The organism is Streptomyces sp. CB09001, from assembly GCF_003369795.1.
GTDB lineage: Bacteria > Actinomycetota > Actinomycetes > Streptomycetales > Streptomycetaceae > Streptomyces.
On the sequence record NZ_CP026730.1, the window covers coordinates 7,655,870 to 7,675,255 of the forward strand.

The window sequence follows — 19,386 nt, forward strand, 5'->3', positions numbered from 1 at the left end:
TTATTGAAGCTCTTCCATTAGTTAGCGAGAGTCCGAATGACCGATCCGCTGACCGACGTGATCGGTCTGCTGCACCCGCGCGTCGTCCTCTGGAAACAGATCGAGGGTTCTGGGCGGTGGGCTCTGCGGTTCGCAGCCAACCCCGACGTCAACTTCGGTGTGGTTACCGCCGGCCACTGCTGGCTGCAGTGCGAGGGAGCCCCGGTCCGGCTCGCGAAGGGAGACTTCCTGCTCCTGTCGGGCCCACCCGCCTTCACCTTCAGCAGTGACATCGGCGAGGACACCGGCGGGGACGTCGTCGACGGGGAACGGGCACTGGCCGGCACCCGGGACAACCACCTGAGACTGGGCAGCGAAGGAGGGACAGCAGTGCAGTTGCTCGCCGGGCACTTCGCGATCGAGCCGGAAAACGCCGATCTCCTGCTGGACCTGCTGCCGACCGTGGTCCACGTGCGGGCGGACACCGACGGCGCCGGGCGGATCGCGCGCCTGCTCGAGCTGATCGGCGACGAGGCCGGCGCGGACCGGCCCGGTGCTTCGCTGGTGCTGACCCGGCTCGTCGAGGTGATGCTGGTGGAGGCGCTACGCAGCGCTCCAGGAACGCTGGAGCAGCCTCCGGCCAGCCTTCTGGCCGGCTTGGGCGACCCCCCGGTGGCGGCTGCCCTGCACGCGATCCACGCGAACGCCGCCCGGCACTGGACGGTGGCGACCCTGGCGGCCGAGGCACGGGTCTCACGATCGGTCCTGGCCGAGCGGTTCGTCCGGCGCGTGGGCCTGACGCCGATCGAGTACCTGCTGTCCTGGCGGATGGCCATGGCCAAACGCGCTCTGCGACAGGGGGATCAGCCGATCGCCGAGATCGCCCGTGAGATCGGTTACGGCTCTGCCACTGCCTTCAGCACCGCGTTTTCCCGCGTTACCGGATCGGCTCCAGGCCGGTACGCCCGTCAGGACCGGTGAGCTGACAGACTGCTGACGGGCCGCCTCGGTACTCGAGCGGTGACTGAACGAGCGGACTCCCTGGCCCGACGCCGGCGCAACCCGGCAGTCTTCCTCAACCGCTCCGGCCGCCGGCTGAGCTGTCCAGGGCCTTCTGCGCGGTGTCGGCGTCGGCTGCGACCTTGTCCAGCAGCGCGATGCCGCCGGCGTTGTCGTGCACGGACGCGGCAGCTACGACTGCCGCGATCACCAGCCCCAACCCGTCAACGGCCAGGCCGCGCTTGCGGCCCGGTACTTTCTTGCCGCGTCACGCCCCGTCGACCCCGCGGGCACCCCGGCCGCCGCGTGCACGCTCCGGGTGTCGAGCACTACCAGGCTCGGGTCCGCCTTCCGCCGCGCCTTCTCCCGCACCCGCCAGCGCAGCAGGTCGTGCGGAAGCAGGTCCCACTGGGAGCCGGTGCGGCCCTGGTAGAGGAGCGCGTTGACGATCTCCCCGCATCTCGTACCGGCCCTGGTGGCCGCTGACAGAGGGGTGTGCGGCCATCCACGAGGCGATCACCGGCTCGACCGGCGCCCACCGTACGTCGGACAAGTCGGTCTTGTAGGGCTTGCGCTCGCTCACGGTCCTCAGCCCAGCACGCCCGAGCCCTCCGACCGGCAAGGATGCCGCAGTCCCACACGTTCAGGTGACGATAAATCGCCCGTCAACTCGCATACACCCCTCAGAGGAGACCGCGACCATCTACCTGGCCGGACCCCATATCGCCGGCATATTCCTCTGGTCCACATAGTGGCTCAGGCACGCTCAGTGGTGTCAGCTGACGTGGATCGGTACACCCATTGTCAGACGCCGCTGGCAGCATCACTGCTATGAACGCCATATTCACCACCCCGCCGCGACCGTTCGACATCACCACACTCTTCCCTCCACTGGTTGCACTGGCGCGGTCGGCCACCCGGTTGCACCCGAGGCCGGGGTCGCCCACGGCGCACGACAGCTCCGTCGGCGGGCCGCTCCTGTGGCCCGCCGACGAGCTGTGGCCGCGCTGCGACGAGCCGCACGACAGACACGCGTCGCAGACGGTCCACTCGCCGGACGATGTCAGGCTGATACGCCGCGATCTCGCCGCCGCGGAAGAGCGACTGCGGCTCGACCCCGAGGCGCCCGAGGTCACCCCCGAGGAACGGGAGAACTGGGAGCGGATCAAGGTGGGACGCCCGTGGTTCGACGGCCCGATCCCCCTGCTCCCCGTCGCTCAGCTCTACGCCCGTGACGTCCCCTTCCCGTGCCCGCCCGACGCGGACCTCCTCCAGGTCCTGTGGTGCCCCTTCGATCACGCCGAACGCGCCCACCCCACGACCGCACTCTTCTGGCGCTCCTCCGCCACCGTCACCGACGTCCTCGACGCACCGCCCGAGCCGCCGGTCATCCAGTCCCAGTGGTACCTCCCGGAGCCGTGCCTGTTCTCACCGGAGCAGGTCACCGACTACCCCAATCCCTCAGAGCTGCCCGAGGAGTTGCGCGCCCAGCTGGAAGACACGAGCCGATGGGCATCGGTCGACCCTGCGCTGTACAGCAATTACGCGTACGACCCGGGTGAGCTGTACTTGAACAACCTCTGCCACGCCCCCGGCTGGAAGACCGGCGGCTGGACCCGCTGGGACCCCAGCGACCCCGTCGACCGACCCTGCCCTGAGTGCGGCACGGACGAGGTGCCGCTTCTCACCATCGCTTCCTCGGAATGGGACGGCGGCAGCGGAACCTGGATCGCCGAGGAGGAGCCGACGAACCCCGCCTCGCCTTCCCTGGGAGCGCGGGACGGCAACGTCACATTGATCGACATCGTCGGCGGCCACAACCTTCAACTCCACGCCTGCCCGGCCGACCCGTCCCACCCCCATATCGAACTGATCCAGTGAGTCCTTGCGGAAGTCCTCCGCCGACGCGCACGCCACAAACGGCACCGCGAACGACTCTCCAGTCAGCAGGAACCTTGGCCAGCTATCAGATGATCCAAACGACGGGCCCAGGGCGGACGACCATCTACAGGTGCACGCCCTATCTTGCGGTCATCGATGCCGGCTTCACCCACCGCGGGGGAGGCGTGCGGTGCCTGCTGAAGAAGACCGGGCGCCTCCTCAGCCCGAGTCAGCGCATCGTCGTCATGCGCTACGCATCTCGGAACAGCGTCCCGACGGACCGGCGATGATCAAGGCCAGCACACTGACCGCCACGGCGGGGACGGCGCCACCGGTGCTCTCTTGCACTCGCAAGGAGCTGTTCGAGGCAGGTTGGCTGGAGGGACGGGAGGGTGAGAAGCGTCAAGCACTACCAGCTTGCCCCGGCCCCTTTCGAGGACCGGGGGCAGGCCGGACGTCACCTGCGAGCCGTCGGCGGCTGAAGAGCCGGTGCGGTGGGTGTGGGTGACCGGCCAGATCTCGAAGAGGGCCTGCTCGTGTGGCGGGATCGGGGGATCAAGGACATCGCGAAGGCGGGTGGCGTCTCGGCGCCCCGCCGTGGCGGCCGAGAAGACCGACGCCGTGCGCACCGCGTACCTGGAAAGCCGCTCCGGCGCCGCCGTACCCGGCGGCCACAGTGTCAGCCGCGGCGCCCCGGCACCACGGTCGCCGACCTCCTGCCCGACCACACCGCCACCGGGGAGGACACCCCGGTGCCAGAGCCGTCGGCGACACCAATCTCGACGACCGGCCCGACCCGTACGGGATCACTCGGAACGAGTCGACCTTCCAGCAGCGCGCCATCACCGACGCCGCGCACCAGGGCGCCCGCAACGACTCGCTGTGCGGCGCGAGATGCCGCGCCGGAGTCCTGACGGTGGTCGTCAGGGCACATCACCTTCGACCAGCGGTCTCAGCTGACGTTCGACCTCGGTCATGTCGGGAGCAGCCAGGTTCGTCGTAGCCATCGCAGGGTCGACCAACACACTGTCCGTGCAGTCACCCGTCCCCTCCTTGCCCTTCACATCGAACGACTTGACCAGCTCTCCCGTCGTTGCCTCGTAAACCCTGTACTCGTATTTCGCGGGCAAGGTCGTGAACTGGTACTTCTGGCCGGTCTCGGGGACTACGTAGGAGCAGGGTGTCCCGGACACGCCGGGCACCTCGTGCTCGTACTCGCAGACGACGAGTTGCACCGACCTGAACACGTACTGCCCGCCGTCCAGCGGAAACGTCCACTTCTTGGGCAGGGCTTGACGTGTACTGTCACCTCCCTGAGGGCCAGTGACGTGGACGTGATGCGGCCCTGGCCCACGGTATTCACTTCCCTCTTCACTCAACTGCGACGGCATGATCGGCGTGGTGTCAGCACTGCGGGACGGACAGAACTGATAACTCGGCTCCTTGCTGAAGATCACGTCAAAGTAGCTGAGTGCCCCGACCAGGGCCCCCGCGGCACCCAGGACAAGGCCGGCCGACAGAAGCGCCCACCTTCTGTGCCTCCTCCGGCTCAATCGGTCCTTCACTGGATCCGCTCCCCTCAACAGGTCCTCGCTCACCCATCATGACGGCCCCTCAAACAGTCGACCGCCGGCAGACCGACCGCAAGAGACCAGGCCCGTAAGATCCACGGCGAGCGAGACGGCACCCGGGCCCTCATTGAGGTTCTCCTCCTGGGCCGGAATCTGCCCACGAACATGTCGTCGCTGGCCTGGCCTCGGCCCTGCGGGCAGGCCACGAGGCTCCCGCCGCGAGCAAGAGGAAGTCCGGAATGTGCGAGCCCTTGCCTTCCGAGGAGGAAACCGCAGACGGAGCGGCTGGCACAGCACCTCGTCGAACCCGCCGACGAAGTCCGGCACCAGCAGCAGCCAGAGCTCGGCCAGGCTCGCGAACCCGTGCTGCCGACCGGGTCGTCACCAGGCACTCCAGCCCAGGCCGGTGACGCTGACCGGTCCGCCAGGCAAACCGCCGTACCGGCACCGATGCCATCGCCGGCCCCGCCGACAGGTCCTTCACCGGGATGATGACCTCGGACTTGCCGGTCTTCCACGTCACCCTCCACGTACGCGGCCATCCCGGCCCCGGATCCAGGCATTCGGTGGCCCGTTCGGGCGTGGCGAGAGCACACCGCAGAGCACGAAGCCGTCTGGCGCCTCGTTCAGGTGCTGGCCCGGCCGCTCAACTCCGAACGAGTGTCGTTTGTCCAGGAGTTCGGATGCCATCTGACGGCCTGCGTGCCTCTGAATGTCGGCGAGTTCTGAAGTCACTCGGGTGCCCGTGGCTGCTATTGCTGTTCCGTCCCGTCACGGCCCGAGATTCTCGGAAGCCACAGCCAGCCGCGGTACGGGTGGTCAGTCCGTTCGGACGAGGAAGCGCTGGTCGGCTGCTCCGGTACATGGTTCTTCGATCGCTTCGGCACCCTCGGCGGTGTCGTTGCCGAGGATGCCGATGCACCGGCTGCTGTGGGCCGGGCGAAGCCGGAAACCCCCGGCGCTGTCAGCGGCGGTGGGTTCCAAGCGGAACAGAGTGCCTTGCGTGCAGTCATCACGTGGTTCGAGCATGCCCTTGATCTGGTCGGCGCCCATGACCGTCAGGCATCCCTTTCCTATCTGGGGGTGGTGCCACTGGATGCGGTACAGGCCCTCGCCGACCGGTTCGAGGTAGGTACGTGGCACGGCGGCCTGGGCACAGGGGAGTTGGACGGCGACGGCACTGTTGTAGGTGCCATGGCGATCGCGTCCGTCGGTCAGACAGAGGTCGGGCGTGCGGGCGGGGCGGATGGTGACCCAGCCGTCGGCGGGAGTCCGGGAGGCGGTGGCCGCAGCAGCCGGTGGGCCTGCGCCCGGAGCTTCGGAGCTGTCGGGGAGTAACTCCCAGGCGGCGAGGGCGAGCAGCGGGACCATAAGCGCAGCCGCGAGCGCGACCGTGCGTCGCTTGGTCCGGCGGGGCTGCGGGCCCGTGGACTCCTCGTGTCGCAGCTGAGTCTCGGCCGTGGCGTCGACTTCGGGAACGGAGGTCGGCGCCGTGGCGGACACGGCAACGTCACCTGCGGCAATCCGCTCTCTGGCGTCCAGCCAGGCGCCGACCCGCTGCCCGTCCCCGCAGGCGCGGACGAACGCGGCCAGCAGATTGGGCAGCGGCAGGCTCGTCCGCCTCAGGACATCGGCCAGCGTGCTGCGCGCCAGCACGTCACCGTTTCGGGCTGCCTGCGCCTCCAGTTCGCGATATGTCAGCCCTGAACGCTCCTTGAGCTGCTGCATCGACTCGATGAACCCGGCAGCGTCTCGGGCTTCATACGGTGAAAGCTCCTCAAGGTTCCCCATGAAGGTCATCCTGCTGTGGCTTCGGCAGGAGGGGCAACGGCGGATTCTGCCATGCCTGGCTGTCCGGGGTGGGAACCGGACAAGACTCTGACCAGCCCGGACAGTCCGGGTCTGTCCGGGACAACCGGTGGCCGTTGCCCCGTTCCTCAGCGGTCAGCAGTCTCAGCGGTGCCCCGGCTGCTCAGTCGAGATCGTCCCGGCTGACGGCAGGTCGCCTCGGACAGCTCGCCTGCCCAGGCTTGCCACCCCTTGGAACGAAAGGTAAACAGATGCGCATTCGTCCTGCTCTCGCCGCCGCAGCCTTAACAGCAGCACTCGCTGTTGGCGTTGCCGGCGCACCCGCACAAGCGGCCGATGCCGACAAGGGCATCCGAACCACCTCCGTCCTGGCGCCCACAGGCGCCACCGCCTCCTGGCACACCCTCGATGAGTTCTTCTGGGGCTTGGAGTGCGAAGCCGCTAAGACCAGTCTTGAGATTCAAACAGGCTGGATTCTCCGTTGCACCGGCGGCAGCGCCGTGACCTACTACAAACTCCAGCGCTGGTACTAGAGCGGCAGAAGCTCCCGTGATCAGCACCCAGACCAACGCAGCGGCCCCGCCTCCGGCGGGGCCGCTGCCCCGTCCAGCCAAGATTTCCGTTGGCCTTTACATGCAACAGACACTCAGCTTGTTCTCTGTCTTCGGCGGTCTGCGGCTGGGTCGGGCGGGCCCATGAAGGCGTCGAGCTCCTCGACGATCTTGCGGAGCTCGCGGGCTCCGCGAAGCGACATTGCTCGGATCACGCCGTCAAGTAGGGCACGGCCTTCGAGAGGGTTGCCGCAGCAGTACCAGTGCACGTTGCCGAACTCGTCGTCGTGCCAGAGCTCGGGCTCGGAGCGGTGGACGTAATCCTTCCACAGGCGCAATGCAGCGCTGATGTCCCCCGGCTGGAGGTAGTTCCGCGTGCGTTCAAGGCGAACGATCTCGGACAGCGCTCGCGGGGAGAGGCGGTCGATGACCGGCCTTGAGCGTTGTGACTGGTGCCGGTCCGGGATGCTGGCCCGGATGTGTCCTGGCCGTCTATGCGGCATGGACCTTTCGGTTGGTCGTCATGCCGTACATGCTGCCACGGTCTCGAACGGGCTCGCTCACCTGTGGGTAGTCACCGGTCGTGGAGGGGCCTTCGTCTGATCATATGCTCCGACCAAGGAGTACACGTGACCACGACGAATGCCGCGAGGGTGAGTCTGCTGCATCACAATGTCCGGTGGGAAGCGTTCGCGGAAGCGTCACGCTTCCGGGGAGAGTTCTACGAGTGCCTGACCGCCCGGCGTGACGAAGTTTTCGAACTGACCGACGCGCTGCTGTGTGTCGGGGGAGGGCGGTGGTCTCGCCGGTCATCGAGGCCGGTCGCGGCGCCTTGCGGCCCTTGTGCGCCGCGTGGAGGGCGCACAGCCGTCACCAGCTTGCCGAAGCAGCGTGGGCTCAGCCCGGTGAACGGGGCTATCCAGGACGGCTCCGACGCCGTGATCACACCGGCCATCCGGAGATCATTTCAGTTGCCGGCACCCTTCCTCACGGTGATCCTGAGCTACGAACAACCAAGGGGGACAAGGTGGGACTGATGCTCTTCCCGGGCGACGACGACGTGGCGAGTCCGGACGTCTCCTGGTCGTACACCGGCTTCGGCACGTTCAGGAAGTGGTTGGCTCAGGCCGAGGGGTTCACCCTCTCCGAAATGAACGGGTTCGGCGGAGAGCGCCAGTGGCGCAGTGTCTCCACCACGCTGGCGCCACTGCTCAACCATCCAGACGACGACGGCCCCGACCTGACGCCGGCTCAATGCGCGACCATGCTGCCCCGGCTGGAAGCGAGTCTCGACCAGCGGCAGTCTGACGACAGCGACCCTGTCATGCGACGGCGCATCGAAGACGTCAGGCAGTTGATCACCGTCCTGCGGTTCTGCGTGGACAAGGACGTCGAGCTCATCTTCGGGTAGCCCCGGGAGCGCGGAGCACCCCGCCCCGCGGGGATGGGCCGTGGTTACGGGACAGTCTTTACTTGGAGGACAACCGACTGGCGTTTCTGGACGCGGCCCGCGCGGTCATGGGGTAGCACACCGCCACCTCGAAGATCGTTTATGGGACAGCCCTTAAAGAGCGTTTCATCCCTTTCGTACGTTTTCTCTCAATGTGAGACGCTATTGGGCCATGAGAGGGCCAGTGGCAAGATGTGCTGATGGGGATGATCGATAGCGACAGTGGAGCCGTCCAGTACGTACGGTTCCAAGCGCCTCACCGGAACAGCCGAGGCCACTTCACCGGTGTTTTCGGACTCGTCAACAATCTGGCGAGGGAGGGAAAGCTCTCGGACGAGCAGGAGAATTTCCGCCGCCGCAACAACAGTTGGTACGACGCCGCGTACACCGACCCCTCGACCGTTGACCCCCACGTCTACGACGATGAGATCAACCCTGGCGCGGCGGCATGGTTCAAGCCGTCAGCCACTCATCTCCTCGCTCGCGTCTCCGGTTATCTGGAGATCCTGTCCGCGCACGGCGTCGACTGCCGGGCTCTGTGTTCCGTAGACCCGGGGCGGGTCATCTACGAGGACGACGTACAGATCGTGGTCGTGCCACATGCACTGGACGCCACTGCCGCCCACGAGAGCACCAACACCCAGAAGTGACGCGCGCGCAGCCAGGTTGTGCGTCAGGTGTCGCGCCAGTTCGGGGTGGAATCGCGGGTGAGTCTGCGGCTTATGAGGTCGATCATGGCGATATGGATCATGGCTTCGGAGCGATGGGGGTGGGTTTCGTAGTCACGGGCAAGCCGGCGGTGGTGCATGAGCCAGCCGAAGGTCCGCTCCACCACCCACCGTCGGGGACCTTGAAGCCTTTGACGCCGGCCTCACGCTGGACGACTTCGACGTCGATGTCGAGGCGGGCGCCGTGCTCGATGGCTTTGGTGCGGTAGCCGGTGTCGGCCCATGCCTTGGTCACACGCGGGTGGGTGGCGGCGATGTGGGACATCAGATGCATGCCGCCGACGTTGTCGGAAACGCTTGCCGCGGTAACCCAGACGGCCAGGAGCAGGCCGATGGTGTCCACCCCGATATGGCGCTTGCGGCCTGCGATTTTCTTTCCAGCGTCGATGCCCTGGCCTGCCGTCGGCACATTGCTGGAGGTCTTCACACTCTGCGCGTCCAGCACGCAGGCAGTCGGCTCGCCGTCGCGGCCTTCGGCCTGGCGGACCAGGCGCCGCAGGAGACCGTTGAGCTGGTCGAAGACGCCTTCCTTCTGTCATGCGGCGAAGTAGCCGTAGACGGTTTCCCAGGGGGCGAAGTCGTGCGGCAGGTAGCGCCAGGGGATGCCGGTGCGGTCGACGTAGAGGATGGCGTTCATGATGCTGCGCAGGTCGTGCTCGGGCGGGCGGCCGATGTCCAGACCCTTGCCTCTCCGGTCGGCCCGCCAGGCGGAGAGTGTGGGGCAGATCAGTTCCCAGCGCGCATCGGACAGGTCGCTGGGATACGGGCGGTGTCGCGTCATGTTTCGGTTGTGCCGTCGAGCAGACCGTCTCCCCAGGGCGCAAACGAGGTCCACCGGGGGCGTGTTGGGATCAGACAGGAGCGGACGGAACGAAACGGGTTGCCGACTGTCGACACGAACCCCACGTCTCCCATCAGGCATGTCTGCCCCAAAGGTCCCATACCGGATCGGCTCGCGAAATGTCACTAATCAACCCTGTCGGGACAAAACGCTCTTTGAGAGGTAGTTCCTTATGGCGTGATCGCTCGCTGAACGGTGTCGGACGGACCTCTTTGAGCGCACGTACCCCGTTGCGGGCAGGTCCCCTGCTCGAAACAAGGGACAGACGCGTGGCCACGGCCCCATACGTGGCGAGCCGCGCGGCATACAGAGGGTCCGGATGGTGCATCGACGACTCCTCGGTGCCCAGACCAGGGCTTCGGCGACCTCGCGGAGCTGATCGAGCCTATCCGCCGGAGCTGTCGAGGGAAGTCTCGAGGCATGCCTCCCGCCTACGGCTCCAGCGAGCCGTGGTGGCCTCGGGGCTGCCGAGGGAGCAGACCGCCACGGCGGCGAGGCAGCTGACCGAGGCGGCGCCCCACAAGCCGATTCACGCACTTTGGTTGACACCTGACGTCGGCAGTCTTCAGCTCGCCCTCGTCGTCATCGAGTCCAGCCGCGTCTGGATGCGGCGTCACGTCCTACTCATCCAGGTCCCCTGCGCTGAGCTGGACGAAGAGACGTCGGTCGCCGTCGAGCTCCGCTGTCTCCGTACGAATGGAGGCAGCGGAGCCATCAGGCGTTCAGGGGCCGGTCGGTCAGGCCGACGCCAGTCCCGCGCTGTAGCTGGAGAACAGCAGGCGGTACTGCGTTCTGTCCAGGACGTTGGTGGCCGCCTCGATCCAGGAGCGTGCGTAGGCGGTCTTGAACCCGTTGCACCTGCCGGTCGCACGGAAGCAGACCTTCACGTCGGTCATGACGTTGGCCTTGATGTTGATGTCGGCGCAGTACGGACTCGTCGTGGCCCACCCGGTACGCGGCCACTTGTGCAGTTCGCCGTATTCGACCGTCTCGTAGCCGACCGAGTGGTCGTAGCAGGCCTGGGCTCGGGCCGGCGCGGCCGCGGCCGGAACCGTGGCCGCGGCCGTCACACCTCCGGCGGCCAGAGCAGCGGCCATCACAGAATGCATCACACGCGAACGCCGTTCCATTGTTTACCTTTCTCGTTGTCGGCCGGTGGCCGAACCCGGTGGGATGCGCTGCGGGTTCGGCACTGCAGAGATTGCCGGTCAGGTTGGGCGCGGGCCACAGCATCCGTTCGCTTGGGAGACCGTGGGACGTCCCACCCTTTGACCTTCTGGGATGCCCGGGGCGATGCGGCACGCAGGGGACGGCGGACTGCGTGTGCCCTGGCCGGAAGAGACCGATTCGGCGGGCCGGGCCGAACCGGCGAGTCGAGTGAGGTGTACCGATGGGGAACGACTGCCTAGCGGGGCAACGGACAACTGTGCTTGTGAGCAGGGGGGGGTCATGCTGCGTTGGAAGGCATTACCGGATTCGCTGGATCCACGAGTGCGGCAACTCGTCGTTCAATTGAGAAGGCTCAAGGACCGAAGTGGACTGAGCCTGGAGTCGCTGGAGACGAAGACCGGCATCAGCCGTTCGTCCTGGGACCGCTATCTCAATGGGAAAACCCTGCCGCCACGTCGCGCGGTGGAGGAATTTGCCCGGGCTTCCGGGGCAGACAGCGTCCGCCTGCTGGTCCTGCACGAGATTGCCGAGGACGCCCGGCAGCGTCCCAGCGCTCTGTCTGCGTCGGACTGCGTGACCGACCCGGGGGCCGACGTTCCGGGGGTGGAATCGCCACCGGTGAAGGACGCCCGGCCGCCGTTGGTGCGCAGAGGCGCAGCCCTCGCCGCCGCCGCGTTCACCGCGCTGGCCGGCATGGGCGCAGGGATAGTGATCTCCTCGGCATGGAACGATGACCGCTCCGCCAGTGACCAGGTCAAGGCCACGGTGGCGGCTGCGGGACCCAGCAGCAGTACGACCAGTGCTGCGGCCGGAAGGGAACGATACGTATTTCAGCCCGGCAAGACCTATCCCTGCGAGGTCCGCAGGAGCGAAACGACCGCAAAGGGACTGTACGCCGGTTACAGCGTGACGCGGAGTGCCGTCCTCGCGGGGCCCGGTTGGGACGTGGTGGAGGCCCAGTGCCTGCTGCGCCATCACCACATGGAACCCGGCGTTGTCGACGGAGTGTACGGACAGCAGACCATCGCGGCCGTGATGCGCCTGCAGGAGAAAGCCGGGCTGCCCGCGGACGGCGTCGTCGGACCGCACACCTGGCGGGTGCTGCGCGGATGACCGGCGGTGCACCGGAGTGCGCGGCGCTGGCCGAAGGGCTGCGTGCGGTCAGGGCGCGTACCGGGCTCAGCCTTGTGGCGCTGGCCGAGCGCACGGCGTACAGCAAGTCGTCCTGGGAGCGCTATCTCAACGGGAAGAAGCCGGTGCCCCGCCAGGCCGTCGAGGCGCTGTGCGCCACGGCCGGAGAACCTTCCGGGCGGCTCCTCGCCCTGTGGGAGCTGGCGGACGCCGAATGGAGCGGGCGCGCCCGCCTCTCCCGCCCTGCCCCACAGCGCCCCTCCGTCACCGTGCCGACGGACGCCGAGGAGGGGGCTGTCCCGCGACGGGCTCGGCGCGGGCGTTGGCCGGCCGTCGTCGCTGGCGCCGCGGCAGCCCTGGCCGCCGTGACGGCGTTGCTGGCCGTCACGGATTCCGACGCCGGAGAACCGACGGGCCTGACGGCGTCCCCCGCGCTCGACCCCCCACCCGCCTGCCACGGGACGACGTGCGACGGCATGGATCCCGGCCGGTCGTTCTGTGGGCTGCCCGGCCGGGCCGACGCACTGGGACCAGTGCACCGCACCCGTACCGGTACGGGAGTGGAAATCCGGTACAGCAGCGTGTGCGCCGCTGCCTGGGGCAGAATCTGGCATGCGAAGGTCGGCGACGCCCTTGAGCTGTCGGCCGTCGGCGTCCGGCCGCGCAGAGTCGTCATCGACAGCCCCGCGGACACCGGCGTCTACCGCTTCACCGCGATGATCGGCGCCCCGGACCGGGCCGGCCTGCGGCTGTGCTTCACCGCGGCCGGTGAGACCGATCCGGAGTGCTTCCATGCCTGACGGTCCGGCACACGACGAAGGACCACGCCGACTCGAAGTACCGCCCCGTACCGGCGTCACGCGCGCCCGCGGCGCCCGCCGAGTCCGCCCGCCTCCTCGAGCAGCACGACCTCGACCACACTTCCGGTCGGAGCTGTACGCATATCCGACCGCGCGGGGCGACGCGCTGCTCGAGTTGTGCGACGCGCTGCTGGGCACGGACGGTCCGGTGCGGACGCTGGTTGACCTCGCGCTCGGAACCCAAGAGTCGTCACAAGGAAGACCGGTCCCGCGACGGAGGAGACCCCCGCTTCTCACGCCCGTCGGGACCACCCACGGACCGCCCGACCGCGTCCTGACGCCTCGCCACTCCACACCGCAGTGCCGTCGGCCCGCACGTGCAGCGTCGGAGAGTGCTCGCGATACCCCCACTGTGCCGCGCCGTCCGGCACCACCCAGCCGCGGGCCTGGAAGGCCTGCATCGGCGTCAGCGAGACGGTGCACGCCTCCAGCGGACTCGTTCTGGTTTCCTTGGCGGGCAGGGTGACCCTGCCCGGCCTTCCCCGCGGGCCGGGGCAGGTCTGCTCCACCTCACTCTGGATGTAGGCGAGATTCACCTCCACCGTGACGGGCCTGCCCGAGGTGTTGGTGAGCTGCACCAGGAGGGATGCCGTCCCGTCCTCGGTGACCAGCGTGCACGGCGTCCACAGCACGGCGCCCGCGCTGCGCACCTTTCCGCACTGGTGGTTTCCCTTGACACCGCCGGACTCGTTCGAGCCCACGGGATCAGGGTTCGCCACCTCCGCCCCCTGCCCACTCGGTGCCGCCGGCCCGTCCAGGGACGTTCCGGCCGTGGACGACTCCGGCTTCCCGCTGCCCAGCCACCCGAACAGCGCGACAGCCACCGCCACCCCTACGGCTGCGCCTGCTCCCGCAGTCCGTGGAAGGGGCCGATTCGCGAAGTACGGACGCATTGTCGGAATGGGCATCCTGAAGGGTGCCTCCACCGCTGCCGGGACGGCGTTGTTCACCGCCGTGATCGTTTGGTGGCAGAGCCGATGACGATGTGCGACCAAGCAGGGAAGTGCCGGCCGTGCGGCGTGCGGCGACGGAGAGGGCCGGCTGCCAGTCGGCGGCCGGCCCCTTCTCGCCGAACGTGCTCATTGTGTCGTTGGGTTGCGGCACCATCGTGCACCATGGACGAATTCAGGGCTGCGTTGGCCGGAGCGGCGATCGGCGGGGGATTCACCTTTGCGAGAGCGCTTGCAAGCCCGTAGCGCCCGGGCACAAGCCGACCCCTCTCGCGCGGCAGCCAGGCATCAGGCGGACGTCGCTCACATGCAGTGGGTACGAAGCGGCAGAGGAGGAGCGGGCCGAGCTGGGGTGCGGCGTCGTCGGTCTCCACAGCCACCTGCCGCGATCGGGCAACCGGCCCTGAACCCGCTACTTACGGGTAGCCGCACCGGAGGCGCTGGGTAGTCAAGGCCAGACGGGCGCCTCAACCAGAGGTCGGCGAGCCTTGACGGCCTGCTGTGGTGGTCGCCGCTGTACGCGGTCTCGAGGCCAGAGCTGTGCGCAGCGCTGGGGTGAGGATGTGGCGGGTCTCGGACGGGGTGAGGGCGGCCGGCGTGGGGAGGGGGTTGAGGTAGCGGGTGTAGATGAGACCGCCGAGGATCGTCACCACGGCTGTGGCGCGGGCGGTCGCGTCCCGACCGCCCAGGAATTCAACAAGTCGGGCCAGCAGCTCGCGTTCCAGGTATTCGCGGATCACCTCGGCGGCCTCGTCGCCCTGGGCGGTGAGCTGGAGGAAGTCGGCGTCCTCCCACAGGCCCGTCACCGCGTCGATCAGGCGGTCGGGGAGGGTGGCCGGGTCGCCGCCGAGGACGTCGTCCACCACCAGCGCATTGGCGCACTGGAATTGCATCACGTCCGCGAAAAGGCCCTTCTTCGAGTCGAAGTGGTAGGCGATCAGCGCCGGGTCGACGCCGGCGGCCGCGGCCACCGCGCGCACCGTGGTGCGCCGGTATCCGCGCTCCAGGAACAGGGCACGGGCCGCCGAGACGATCGACTCGCGGATCGGCGGATTGCCGCGGGGGCGGCCTCGAGTGCGGGCGGGGGCAGGGGCGGCGTTATTCATCAGCGTTGAGCCTGCGTTTCGTGATCGGCACAGTCAAGGGCGTTCCGGAAACCACACGAAGGGATGCCCCGACACCATGCGTATCGCAGTCTTCGGCGCCAACGGACCAACCGGGCGCCACCTCACCGACCAGGCCCTCGCCGCCGGCCACGAGGTCGTCGCGGTGACGCGCCGCCCCGGCTCCCTCCCCTCCGAGCGGCCCGGCCTCGCCGTGGCCGTCGCCGATGCCACCGATCCGGCGGCCGTTGATGCCGCGATCGCCGGGACGGACGCCGTCCTGTCCGCGCTGGGCGCGCGCTTCAGCAAGGAGACCATCACCACGTACTCGGCGAGCGCCACGGCCATCACCGGGGCCATGACCCGCCACGGCATCGAGCGGCTCCTCACCATCAGCTCCAGCATCGCCGACCCGAACTGGCGCCCCGCCGGCGCGCACTTCTTCAACCACGTGCTCGACCCGCTGGTGAACCGACGCCTTGGCCGCACCCTCCACGAGGACATGCGCCGCATGGAGGCCGTGATCCGTCAGACGGACCTCGATTGGACCCTCGTCCGGCCCTCGGGCCTCTTCGAGCACCCCGTCGTCACGGACTACCACGCCGCCGAGACCAGCGCTGATGGCGTCTTCACCGCCCGGGCCGACCTCGCCGCGAGCATGCTGCGCGAGCTGGAGGAACGGCGGTACGTCCGTACGGCCATGGGCGTCATCACCACGGCTGTGAAGCCGAACATCGCCAAGCTGATCTGGCACGAGGGCGTGAAGAAGAAGTGAGCCGGGCGACCGCCGAACTCCCGGCAGCCACACGGGCATTCCTCACGAGCCCCCGCACAGCAGCCTTCACCACCCTCCGCCCCGACGGCACCCCGCACGTCACCCCGGTCCGCTTCTCCTTCGACGCGGACACCGGCCTGGTCCGGGTGACCACTCGGGCGGGAGCCCGCAAGGCCTGGAACGTGGTGGCAGGCGGATCGGCGGCCCGTGTCGCGCTCTGCCAGGCAGACGGCTTCCGCTGGGTCACCCTCGAAGGCCGGGCCGCCGTCACCGACGATCCCGCGCGCCTGGCCGAGGCGGTCCGCCGCTACACCAACCGCTACCGCGCGGCCCCGCCCGCCCCGCCGGACCTGGTCGTCATCGAGATCGCCGTCGACCGAGTCCTGAGCCTCAATCTCTGATGAATCCCCCGCACTGAAAGCGAAGTGACCCCGCGATGCCCACCCTCCCCGTCCTCGACTCCACCCTCCACTACCGCGAGACCGGCGATCCCGACGGGCTGCCGTTTGTCTTCCTCCACGGCAACCCCACCTCCTCCCACCTGTGGCGGAACGTTCTGCCGGTCGTGGCTGCTTCCGGCCGCCGCCTTCTGGCCCCCGACCTCATCGGCATGGGCGACTCGGGCAAGCCCGACATCGCCTACTCCTTCGACGACCACGCCCGCTACCTCGACGCCTGGTTCGACGCCCTGGGCCTTACCGAGGCCGTCCTCGTCGGCCACGACTGGGGTGGCGCGCTCGCCTTCGACAGAGCCGCCCGTTTCCCGGGCCGCGTCCGCGGTCTCGCCTTCACCGAGGCGATCGTCAAGCCGCTGGTCGGCGACGAGTTCCCAGCCGCAGGGCGGGAGTTGTTCACCCTCCTGCGCACCTCCGGAGTGGGCGAGGAGATGATCTTGGAGAAGTCGCTGTTCATCGAGGGACTCCCGGACACGCTCGCCACCCCGCTCGACCCTGCCGACCTGGAGGTCTACCGTCGCCCCTTCCCCACCCCGCGCAGCCGCCGCCCGGTGCTGGCGTGGACGCGCATGATGCCACTGGACGCCGAGCCCGCCGACGTAGTGGCCCGCGTCGAGCACTACGACGCCTGGCTGGCAGTCAGCCCCGAAGTCCCCAAGCTGCTCGCGGCGTTCGAGCCGGGTCCGGGTGCGATGACCGACGAAGGTGCCGTGGCCTGGTGCGAGGAGCACATCGCGGGCCTGGAAGTCACCCGTCACGGCCCGGCCGGCCACCACTCCCCGGAGGACCGCCCCGAGGAGCTGGCCGCGTCGATCAACGCCTGGGCCGACCGCCACGGGCTGGCACGTCAGTAGGTGTCCTCGACAACGGCTGTGCCGACCGCCCCCGGGGGGTCGGCTGAGCTGTCACCGACTGGTGTATGCGCCGTGATCGCCGTCACCATCGAACGCCACCGAGAACGGGAACCCTCGGATGTCGGCGCCCGGCCACCGCCCCTTTGACCCGTATCTCGGCGATACTCCTACTTGCCGATCCTCCTGCCGTACGCCGACTCCGGCCCGCTCACGCTGCGCTCCGGGGGTGAGGTGTGCGGTGACGCCGGTGCGTTCCTCCTGGAGGACATCAGCAGCGCGGCGGTGGCCACCGACAGCGCATCCTCGACACGTTCGCCGTCTGGACCGACGACCCCGGCCCCCTCCACCTCGCCACCCTCACCCCCAGCGAGATACCTTGAGCACCGTCCCGTACTTCCCCGACGCCCTCGACACCGCCCCCGGCCAGTGACCCGAAACCCCCTGCAAGGAGCGACCCGCCCTCTTCGTGGACAGCAGCCGCACCACCCCGTTGAAGGAGTAGACCGAGAAGGCCAGGGCGTACTGCGCACGCTGCCCGGTCCGGGAAGCGTGCGCGGATTACGTCATCGCCAACGATTTCCGGGACTGCATCTGGGGCGGCCTCACCGTCGACGAACGCGACCGGCTGGCCAGAGAGCAGACAGATTTGGCCTGATGCGACGGGCTACGCGCCACGTTCACGCCCGGCTGGTGAAGTGCCTCGGCCACGACCTCATCACCGTGTGGCCATGCAGAGCGGCCAGGATCGCTACAGCCGCGATACGGATGCCATTCCACGTGGCGCCAACAACGGTTCCTTGCGAGAGGCTTCGGCGCTAAGACCGTGTCCTACGTGGTGAGGCGGATGAGTCGTTTGTAGCAGCACAGGGCGGCGGCAAGGCCGAGAAAGGCCAGGTAGTTGCGGGGATCGCGTTCGTAGCGGGGGCTGAAGCGGCGGTAGCCGGACAGCCAGGACATCGTCCGTTCGATGACCCACCTGCGGCGCCGTAATCGCTCGCTGGACTCGATGCCTTTGCGGGCGATGCGGCACGCCGATGCGCTTCCCGCGGAGCCATCTGCGCAGGTCGGCCCGGTCGTAGGCTTTGTCGGCGTGCAGGCGCTGGGGTTTGAAGTAGCGGCCGCGGTGGGGGTCGTGTCTCGTTTGGTGACTCTCCACCATCGGCTTCAGCCCTTCGCTGTCGTGGGTGTTGCCGGCGGAGACGCCGACGAGGAGGGGCAGTCCGTTCGCGTCCGACAGGATGTGCATCTTGGAACCCGGCTTGCCCCGGTCCACGGGGCTCGGACCTGTGTGTTCGCCCCTTTTTTCGCCCTGACGTGGGCGGTGTCGAGGACGACGCGGGTGACGTCGATGAGGCCGACGTCGTCGAGCCGGTGCAGCATGGCCTCGTGCAGGCGGCCCCAGACACCGGCTCTCGACCAGATCAGGAACCGCCGGTGGGCGGTCGACTTCGATATCCCGAAGCAGGGTGGCAACGCCCGCCAGGCGCAGCCGGACACCAGGACGTAGATGATGGCGGCGAACAGCGTCTCATCATGGGTGTCTTGCGTTCCGCCGCCCTGCGGCCGCACCTTCGACGGTGGGATCAGCGGCTTCGCGATCTCCCACAACCCGTCCGGAACAATCCAACTCCACGTACCCCGCCCCATGCCGAACTCAACGACGCCTCACCACGTAGGACACGGTCTTCGGGAACAGCGGTACAGCGGTTATCGGTGAGATTCTTTGGTAGCTGTGCTGCGACCGGGAAAACCGCAGGTCATGTTGAGTGAACCCACCGGAACAGCGGCCGAAGCGGGGGCAGTGGACCGGGACGCGTACGTGATGTGCGTTCTGGAGCAGCTGCAGGCTCCCGGCGCGCGAAGGGGTCAAGGAGGAGGGTGGCAGGTGACGTGGCCACGTCGATAGGGTAACGGGATGGGACTCTTCAAGCGGAGCAAGGCGACGTCCGGCCTGCTGCTCGTGTCCGACAGGGGCATCCAGCAGGTAAAGACTGCGTCGTACGGGATGGATCTCGTGCAGGAGGTCGCTCGTCTTCTCGGTTCGGAGCACATCCGCTCCACCAAGCTCGGGGAAGAGCTCACCCTCTGGTACGCCGAGGACGGCCCGGGTCGGGCGCGCTCCGGCCAGCCCAACCCCGTGGCCAGCCGGCTCGCGGCAGATCACGGCGCGGAGCCCGTCACCGGCCCCGCCGTCATCACCGGTCCGCTGCTGTACGGCAGCCCGTACCCGCTGGGCGCCGAGGAGATCACGCAGGTCTCGGGGCGTCTGCACGGATAGC

General features: G+C 68.3%; 16 protein-coding genes and 4 pseudogenes. 11 read left to right on the forward strand and 9 right to left on the reverse strand.

From position 1 onward, the window contains the following. The first annotated feature begins 36 nt into the window (after positions 1–36). A complete protein-coding gene (locus tag C4J65_RS35330; RefSeq protein ID WP_115746127.1) occupies positions 37–960 on the forward strand; it encodes an AraC family transcriptional regulator in 924 nt (307 codons plus the stop codon). 154 nt (positions 961–1,114) lie between these two features. Here C4J65_RS35330 and C4J65_RS35335 read toward each other — a convergent pair. Beyond that, positions 1,115–1,561 (reverse strand): annotated as a pseudogene (locus C4J65_RS35335) (transposase); the annotation flags it as partial. 248 nt (positions 1,562–1,809) lie between these two features. Here C4J65_RS35335 and C4J65_RS35340 point away from each other — a divergent pair. Next, positions 1,810–2,859 carry a hypothetical protein gene (locus C4J65_RS35340; RefSeq protein WP_115746128.1) on the forward strand — a complete coding sequence of 350 codons (1,050 nt, stop codon included), beginning with the start codon at positions 1,810–1,812 and terminating at the stop codon, positions 2,857–2,859. A 923-nt stretch (positions 2,860–3,782) separates the two neighbouring features. On the opposite strand, the gene C4J65_RS35355 is transcribed toward C4J65_RS35340, so the two are convergent. Next, positions 3,783–4,457: a hypothetical protein gene (locus C4J65_RS35355; protein ID WP_115746129.1), complete on the reverse strand. Its 675-nt coding sequence runs from the start codon at positions 4,455–4,457 to the stop codon at positions 3,783–3,785. A 792-nt stretch (positions 4,458–5,249) separates the two neighbouring features. Continuing rightward, the gene (locus C4J65_RS35370; protein ID WP_240330598.1) at positions 5,250–6,221 is read right to left on the reverse strand and encodes an RICIN domain-containing protein; all 972 of its coding nucleotides are present in this window, start codon (positions 6,219–6,221) and stop codon (positions 5,250–5,252) included. A gap of 269 nt (positions 6,222–6,490) precedes the next feature. Between C4J65_RS35370 and C4J65_RS36270 the strand changes: the two genes are divergently transcribed. Next, entirely contained in the window at positions 6,491–6,772 is a 282-nt protein-coding gene (locus tag C4J65_RS36270) for a hypothetical protein (RefSeq protein WP_162833506.1), read from the forward strand. An 877-nt stretch (positions 6,773–7,649) separates the two neighbouring features. Here C4J65_RS36270 and C4J65_RS35380 read toward each other — a convergent pair. Then, positions 7,650–7,745, reverse strand: a pseudogene (locus tag C4J65_RS35380) (IS5/IS1182 family transposase); the annotation flags it as partial. A 72-nt stretch (positions 7,746–7,817) separates the two neighbouring features. Here C4J65_RS35380 and C4J65_RS35385 point away from each other — a divergent pair. After that, positions 7,818–8,201 carry a hypothetical protein gene (locus C4J65_RS35385; protein WP_115746131.1) on the forward strand — a complete coding sequence of 128 codons (384 nt, stop codon included), beginning with the start codon at positions 7,818–7,820 and terminating at the stop codon, positions 8,199–8,201. 239 nt (positions 8,202–8,440) lie between these two features. Next, positions 8,441–8,890 (forward strand): hypothetical protein, encoded by a 450-nt coding sequence (locus tag C4J65_RS35390; protein WP_115746793.1) that lies wholly within the window; start codon positions 8,441–8,443, stop codon positions 8,888–8,890. Positions 8,891–8,913: 23 nt separating this feature from the next. Here the strand turns inward: C4J65_RS35390 and C4J65_RS35395 are convergent. Both C4J65_RS35395 and C4J65_RS35400 read right to left on the reverse strand, forming a co-directional pair. After that, positions 8,914–9,749 (reverse strand): annotated as a pseudogene (locus C4J65_RS35395) (IS5 family transposase). A 797-nt stretch (positions 9,750–10,546) separates the two neighbouring features. Then, positions 10,547–10,906: a hypothetical protein gene (locus tag C4J65_RS35400; protein ID WP_115746132.1), complete on the reverse strand. Its 360-nt coding sequence runs from the start codon at positions 10,904–10,906 to the stop codon at positions 10,547–10,549. 352 nt (positions 10,907–11,258) lie between these two features. Between C4J65_RS35400 and C4J65_RS35405 the strand changes: the two genes are divergently transcribed. Next, on the forward strand, positions 11,259–12,092 hold the full coding sequence (locus tag C4J65_RS35405) for a helix-turn-helix domain-containing protein (protein WP_115746133.1): 834 nt from the start codon (positions 11,259–11,261) through the stop codon (positions 12,090–12,092). After that, a complete protein-coding gene (locus C4J65_RS35410) occupies positions 12,089–12,910 on the forward strand; it encodes an XRE family transcriptional regulator (protein WP_115746134.1) in 822 nt (273 codons plus the stop codon). The genes C4J65_RS35405 and C4J65_RS35410 overlap by 4 nt, the downstream gene beginning before the upstream one ends. 293 nt (positions 12,911–13,203) lie before the next feature. On the opposite strand, the gene C4J65_RS35420 is transcribed toward C4J65_RS35410, so the two are convergent. Both C4J65_RS35420 and C4J65_RS35425 read right to left on the reverse strand, forming a co-directional pair. Next, complete coding sequence (locus C4J65_RS35420) at positions 13,204–13,794, reverse strand: hypothetical protein (protein ID WP_162833507.1); 591 nt, start codon at positions 13,792–13,794, stop codon at positions 13,204–13,206. Positions 13,795–14,387: 593 nt separating this feature from the next. After that, complete coding sequence (locus tag C4J65_RS35425) at positions 14,388–15,026, reverse strand: TetR/AcrR family transcriptional regulator (RefSeq protein ID WP_115746137.1); 639 nt, start codon at positions 15,024–15,026, stop codon at positions 14,388–14,390. A 76-nt stretch (positions 15,027–15,102) separates the two neighbouring features. On the opposite strand from C4J65_RS35425, the gene C4J65_RS35430 reads away from it, so the two are divergent. Genes C4J65_RS35430 through C4J65_RS35440 form a run of 3 tightly spaced genes read left to right on the forward strand, consistent with a single transcriptional unit; the run spans position 15,103 to position 17,107 of the window. Next, positions 15,103–15,798, forward strand: coding sequence for an NAD(P)H-binding protein (locus tag C4J65_RS35430; protein WP_115746138.1), 696 nt, complete (start codon positions 15,103–15,105; stop codon positions 15,796–15,798). Then, positions 15,795–16,199: a TIGR03618 family F420-dependent PPOX class oxidoreductase gene (locus tag C4J65_RS35435; protein ID WP_115746139.1), complete on the forward strand. Its 405-nt coding sequence runs from the start codon at positions 15,795–15,797 to the stop codon at positions 16,197–16,199. The genes C4J65_RS35430 and C4J65_RS35435 overlap by 4 nt, the downstream gene beginning before the upstream one ends. Before the next feature lie 35 nt (positions 16,200–16,234). Continuing rightward, positions 16,235–17,107: a haloalkane dehalogenase gene (locus C4J65_RS35440; protein ID WP_115746140.1), complete on the forward strand. Its 873-nt coding sequence runs from the start codon at positions 16,235–16,237 to the stop codon at positions 17,105–17,107. Positions 17,108–17,935: 828 nt separating this feature from the next. On the opposite strand, the pseudogene C4J65_RS35455 reads toward C4J65_RS35440, so the two are convergent. Next, positions 17,936–18,754: pseudogene (locus C4J65_RS35455) on the reverse strand (IS5 family transposase). Positions 18,755–19,022: 268 nt separating this feature from the next. On the opposite strand from C4J65_RS35455, the gene C4J65_RS35460 reads away from it, so the two are divergent. Next, the gene (locus tag C4J65_RS35460) at positions 19,023–19,385 is read left to right on the forward strand and encodes a hypothetical protein (protein ID WP_115746142.1); all 363 of its coding nucleotides are present in this window, start codon (positions 19,023–19,025) and stop codon (positions 19,383–19,385) included. The last annotated feature ends 1 nt before the right edge of the window (position 19,386 follow it).

What these genes read in the sequence shown, in the direction of transcription:
- C4J65_RS35330 (WP_115746127.1), top strand. Translation starts at nt 37, where the DNA reads ATGACCGATCCGCTGACCGACGTGATCGGTCTGCTGCACCCGCGCGTC.
- C4J65_RS35370 (WP_240330598.1), bottom strand. Translation starts at nt 6,221, where the DNA reads ATGGGGAACCTTGAGGAGCTTTCACCGTATGAAGCCCGAGACGCTGCC.
- C4J65_RS35460 (WP_115746142.1), top strand. Translation starts at nt 19,023, where the DNA reads ATGGGACTCTTCAAGCGGAGCAAGGCGACGTCCGGCCTGCTGCTCGTG.
- C4J65_RS35400 (WP_115746132.1), bottom strand. Translation starts at nt 10,906, where the DNA reads ATGGCCGCTGCTCTGGCCGCCGGAGGTGTGACGGCCGCGGCCACGGTT.
- C4J65_RS35405 (WP_115746133.1), top strand. Translation starts at nt 11,259, where the DNA reads ATGCTGCGTTGGAAGGCATTACCGGATTCGCTGGATCCACGAGTGCGG.
- C4J65_RS35390 (WP_115746793.1), top strand. Translation starts at nt 8,441, where the DNA reads ATGGGGATGATCGATAGCGACAGTGGAGCCGTCCAGTACGTACGGTTC.
- C4J65_RS35340 (WP_115746128.1), top strand. Translation starts at nt 1,810, where the DNA reads ATGAACGCCATATTCACCACCCCGCCGCGACCGTTCGACATCACCACA.
- C4J65_RS36270 (WP_162833506.1), top strand. Translation starts at nt 6,491, where the DNA reads ATGCGCATTCGTCCTGCTCTCGCCGCCGCAGCCTTAACAGCAGCACTC.
- C4J65_RS35425 (WP_115746137.1), bottom strand. Translation starts at nt 15,026, where the DNA reads ATGAATAACGCCGCCCCTGCCCCCGCCCGCACTCGAGGCCGCCCCCGC.
- C4J65_RS35410 (WP_115746134.1), top strand. Translation starts at nt 12,089, where the DNA reads ATGACCGGCGGTGCACCGGAGTGCGCGGCGCTGGCCGAAGGGCTGCGT.
- C4J65_RS35430 (WP_115746138.1), top strand. Translation starts at nt 15,103, where the DNA reads ATGCGTATCGCAGTCTTCGGCGCCAACGGACCAACCGGGCGCCACCTC.
- C4J65_RS35440 (WP_115746140.1), top strand. Translation starts at nt 16,235, where the DNA reads ATGCCCACCCTCCCCGTCCTCGACTCCACCCTCCACTACCGCGAGACC.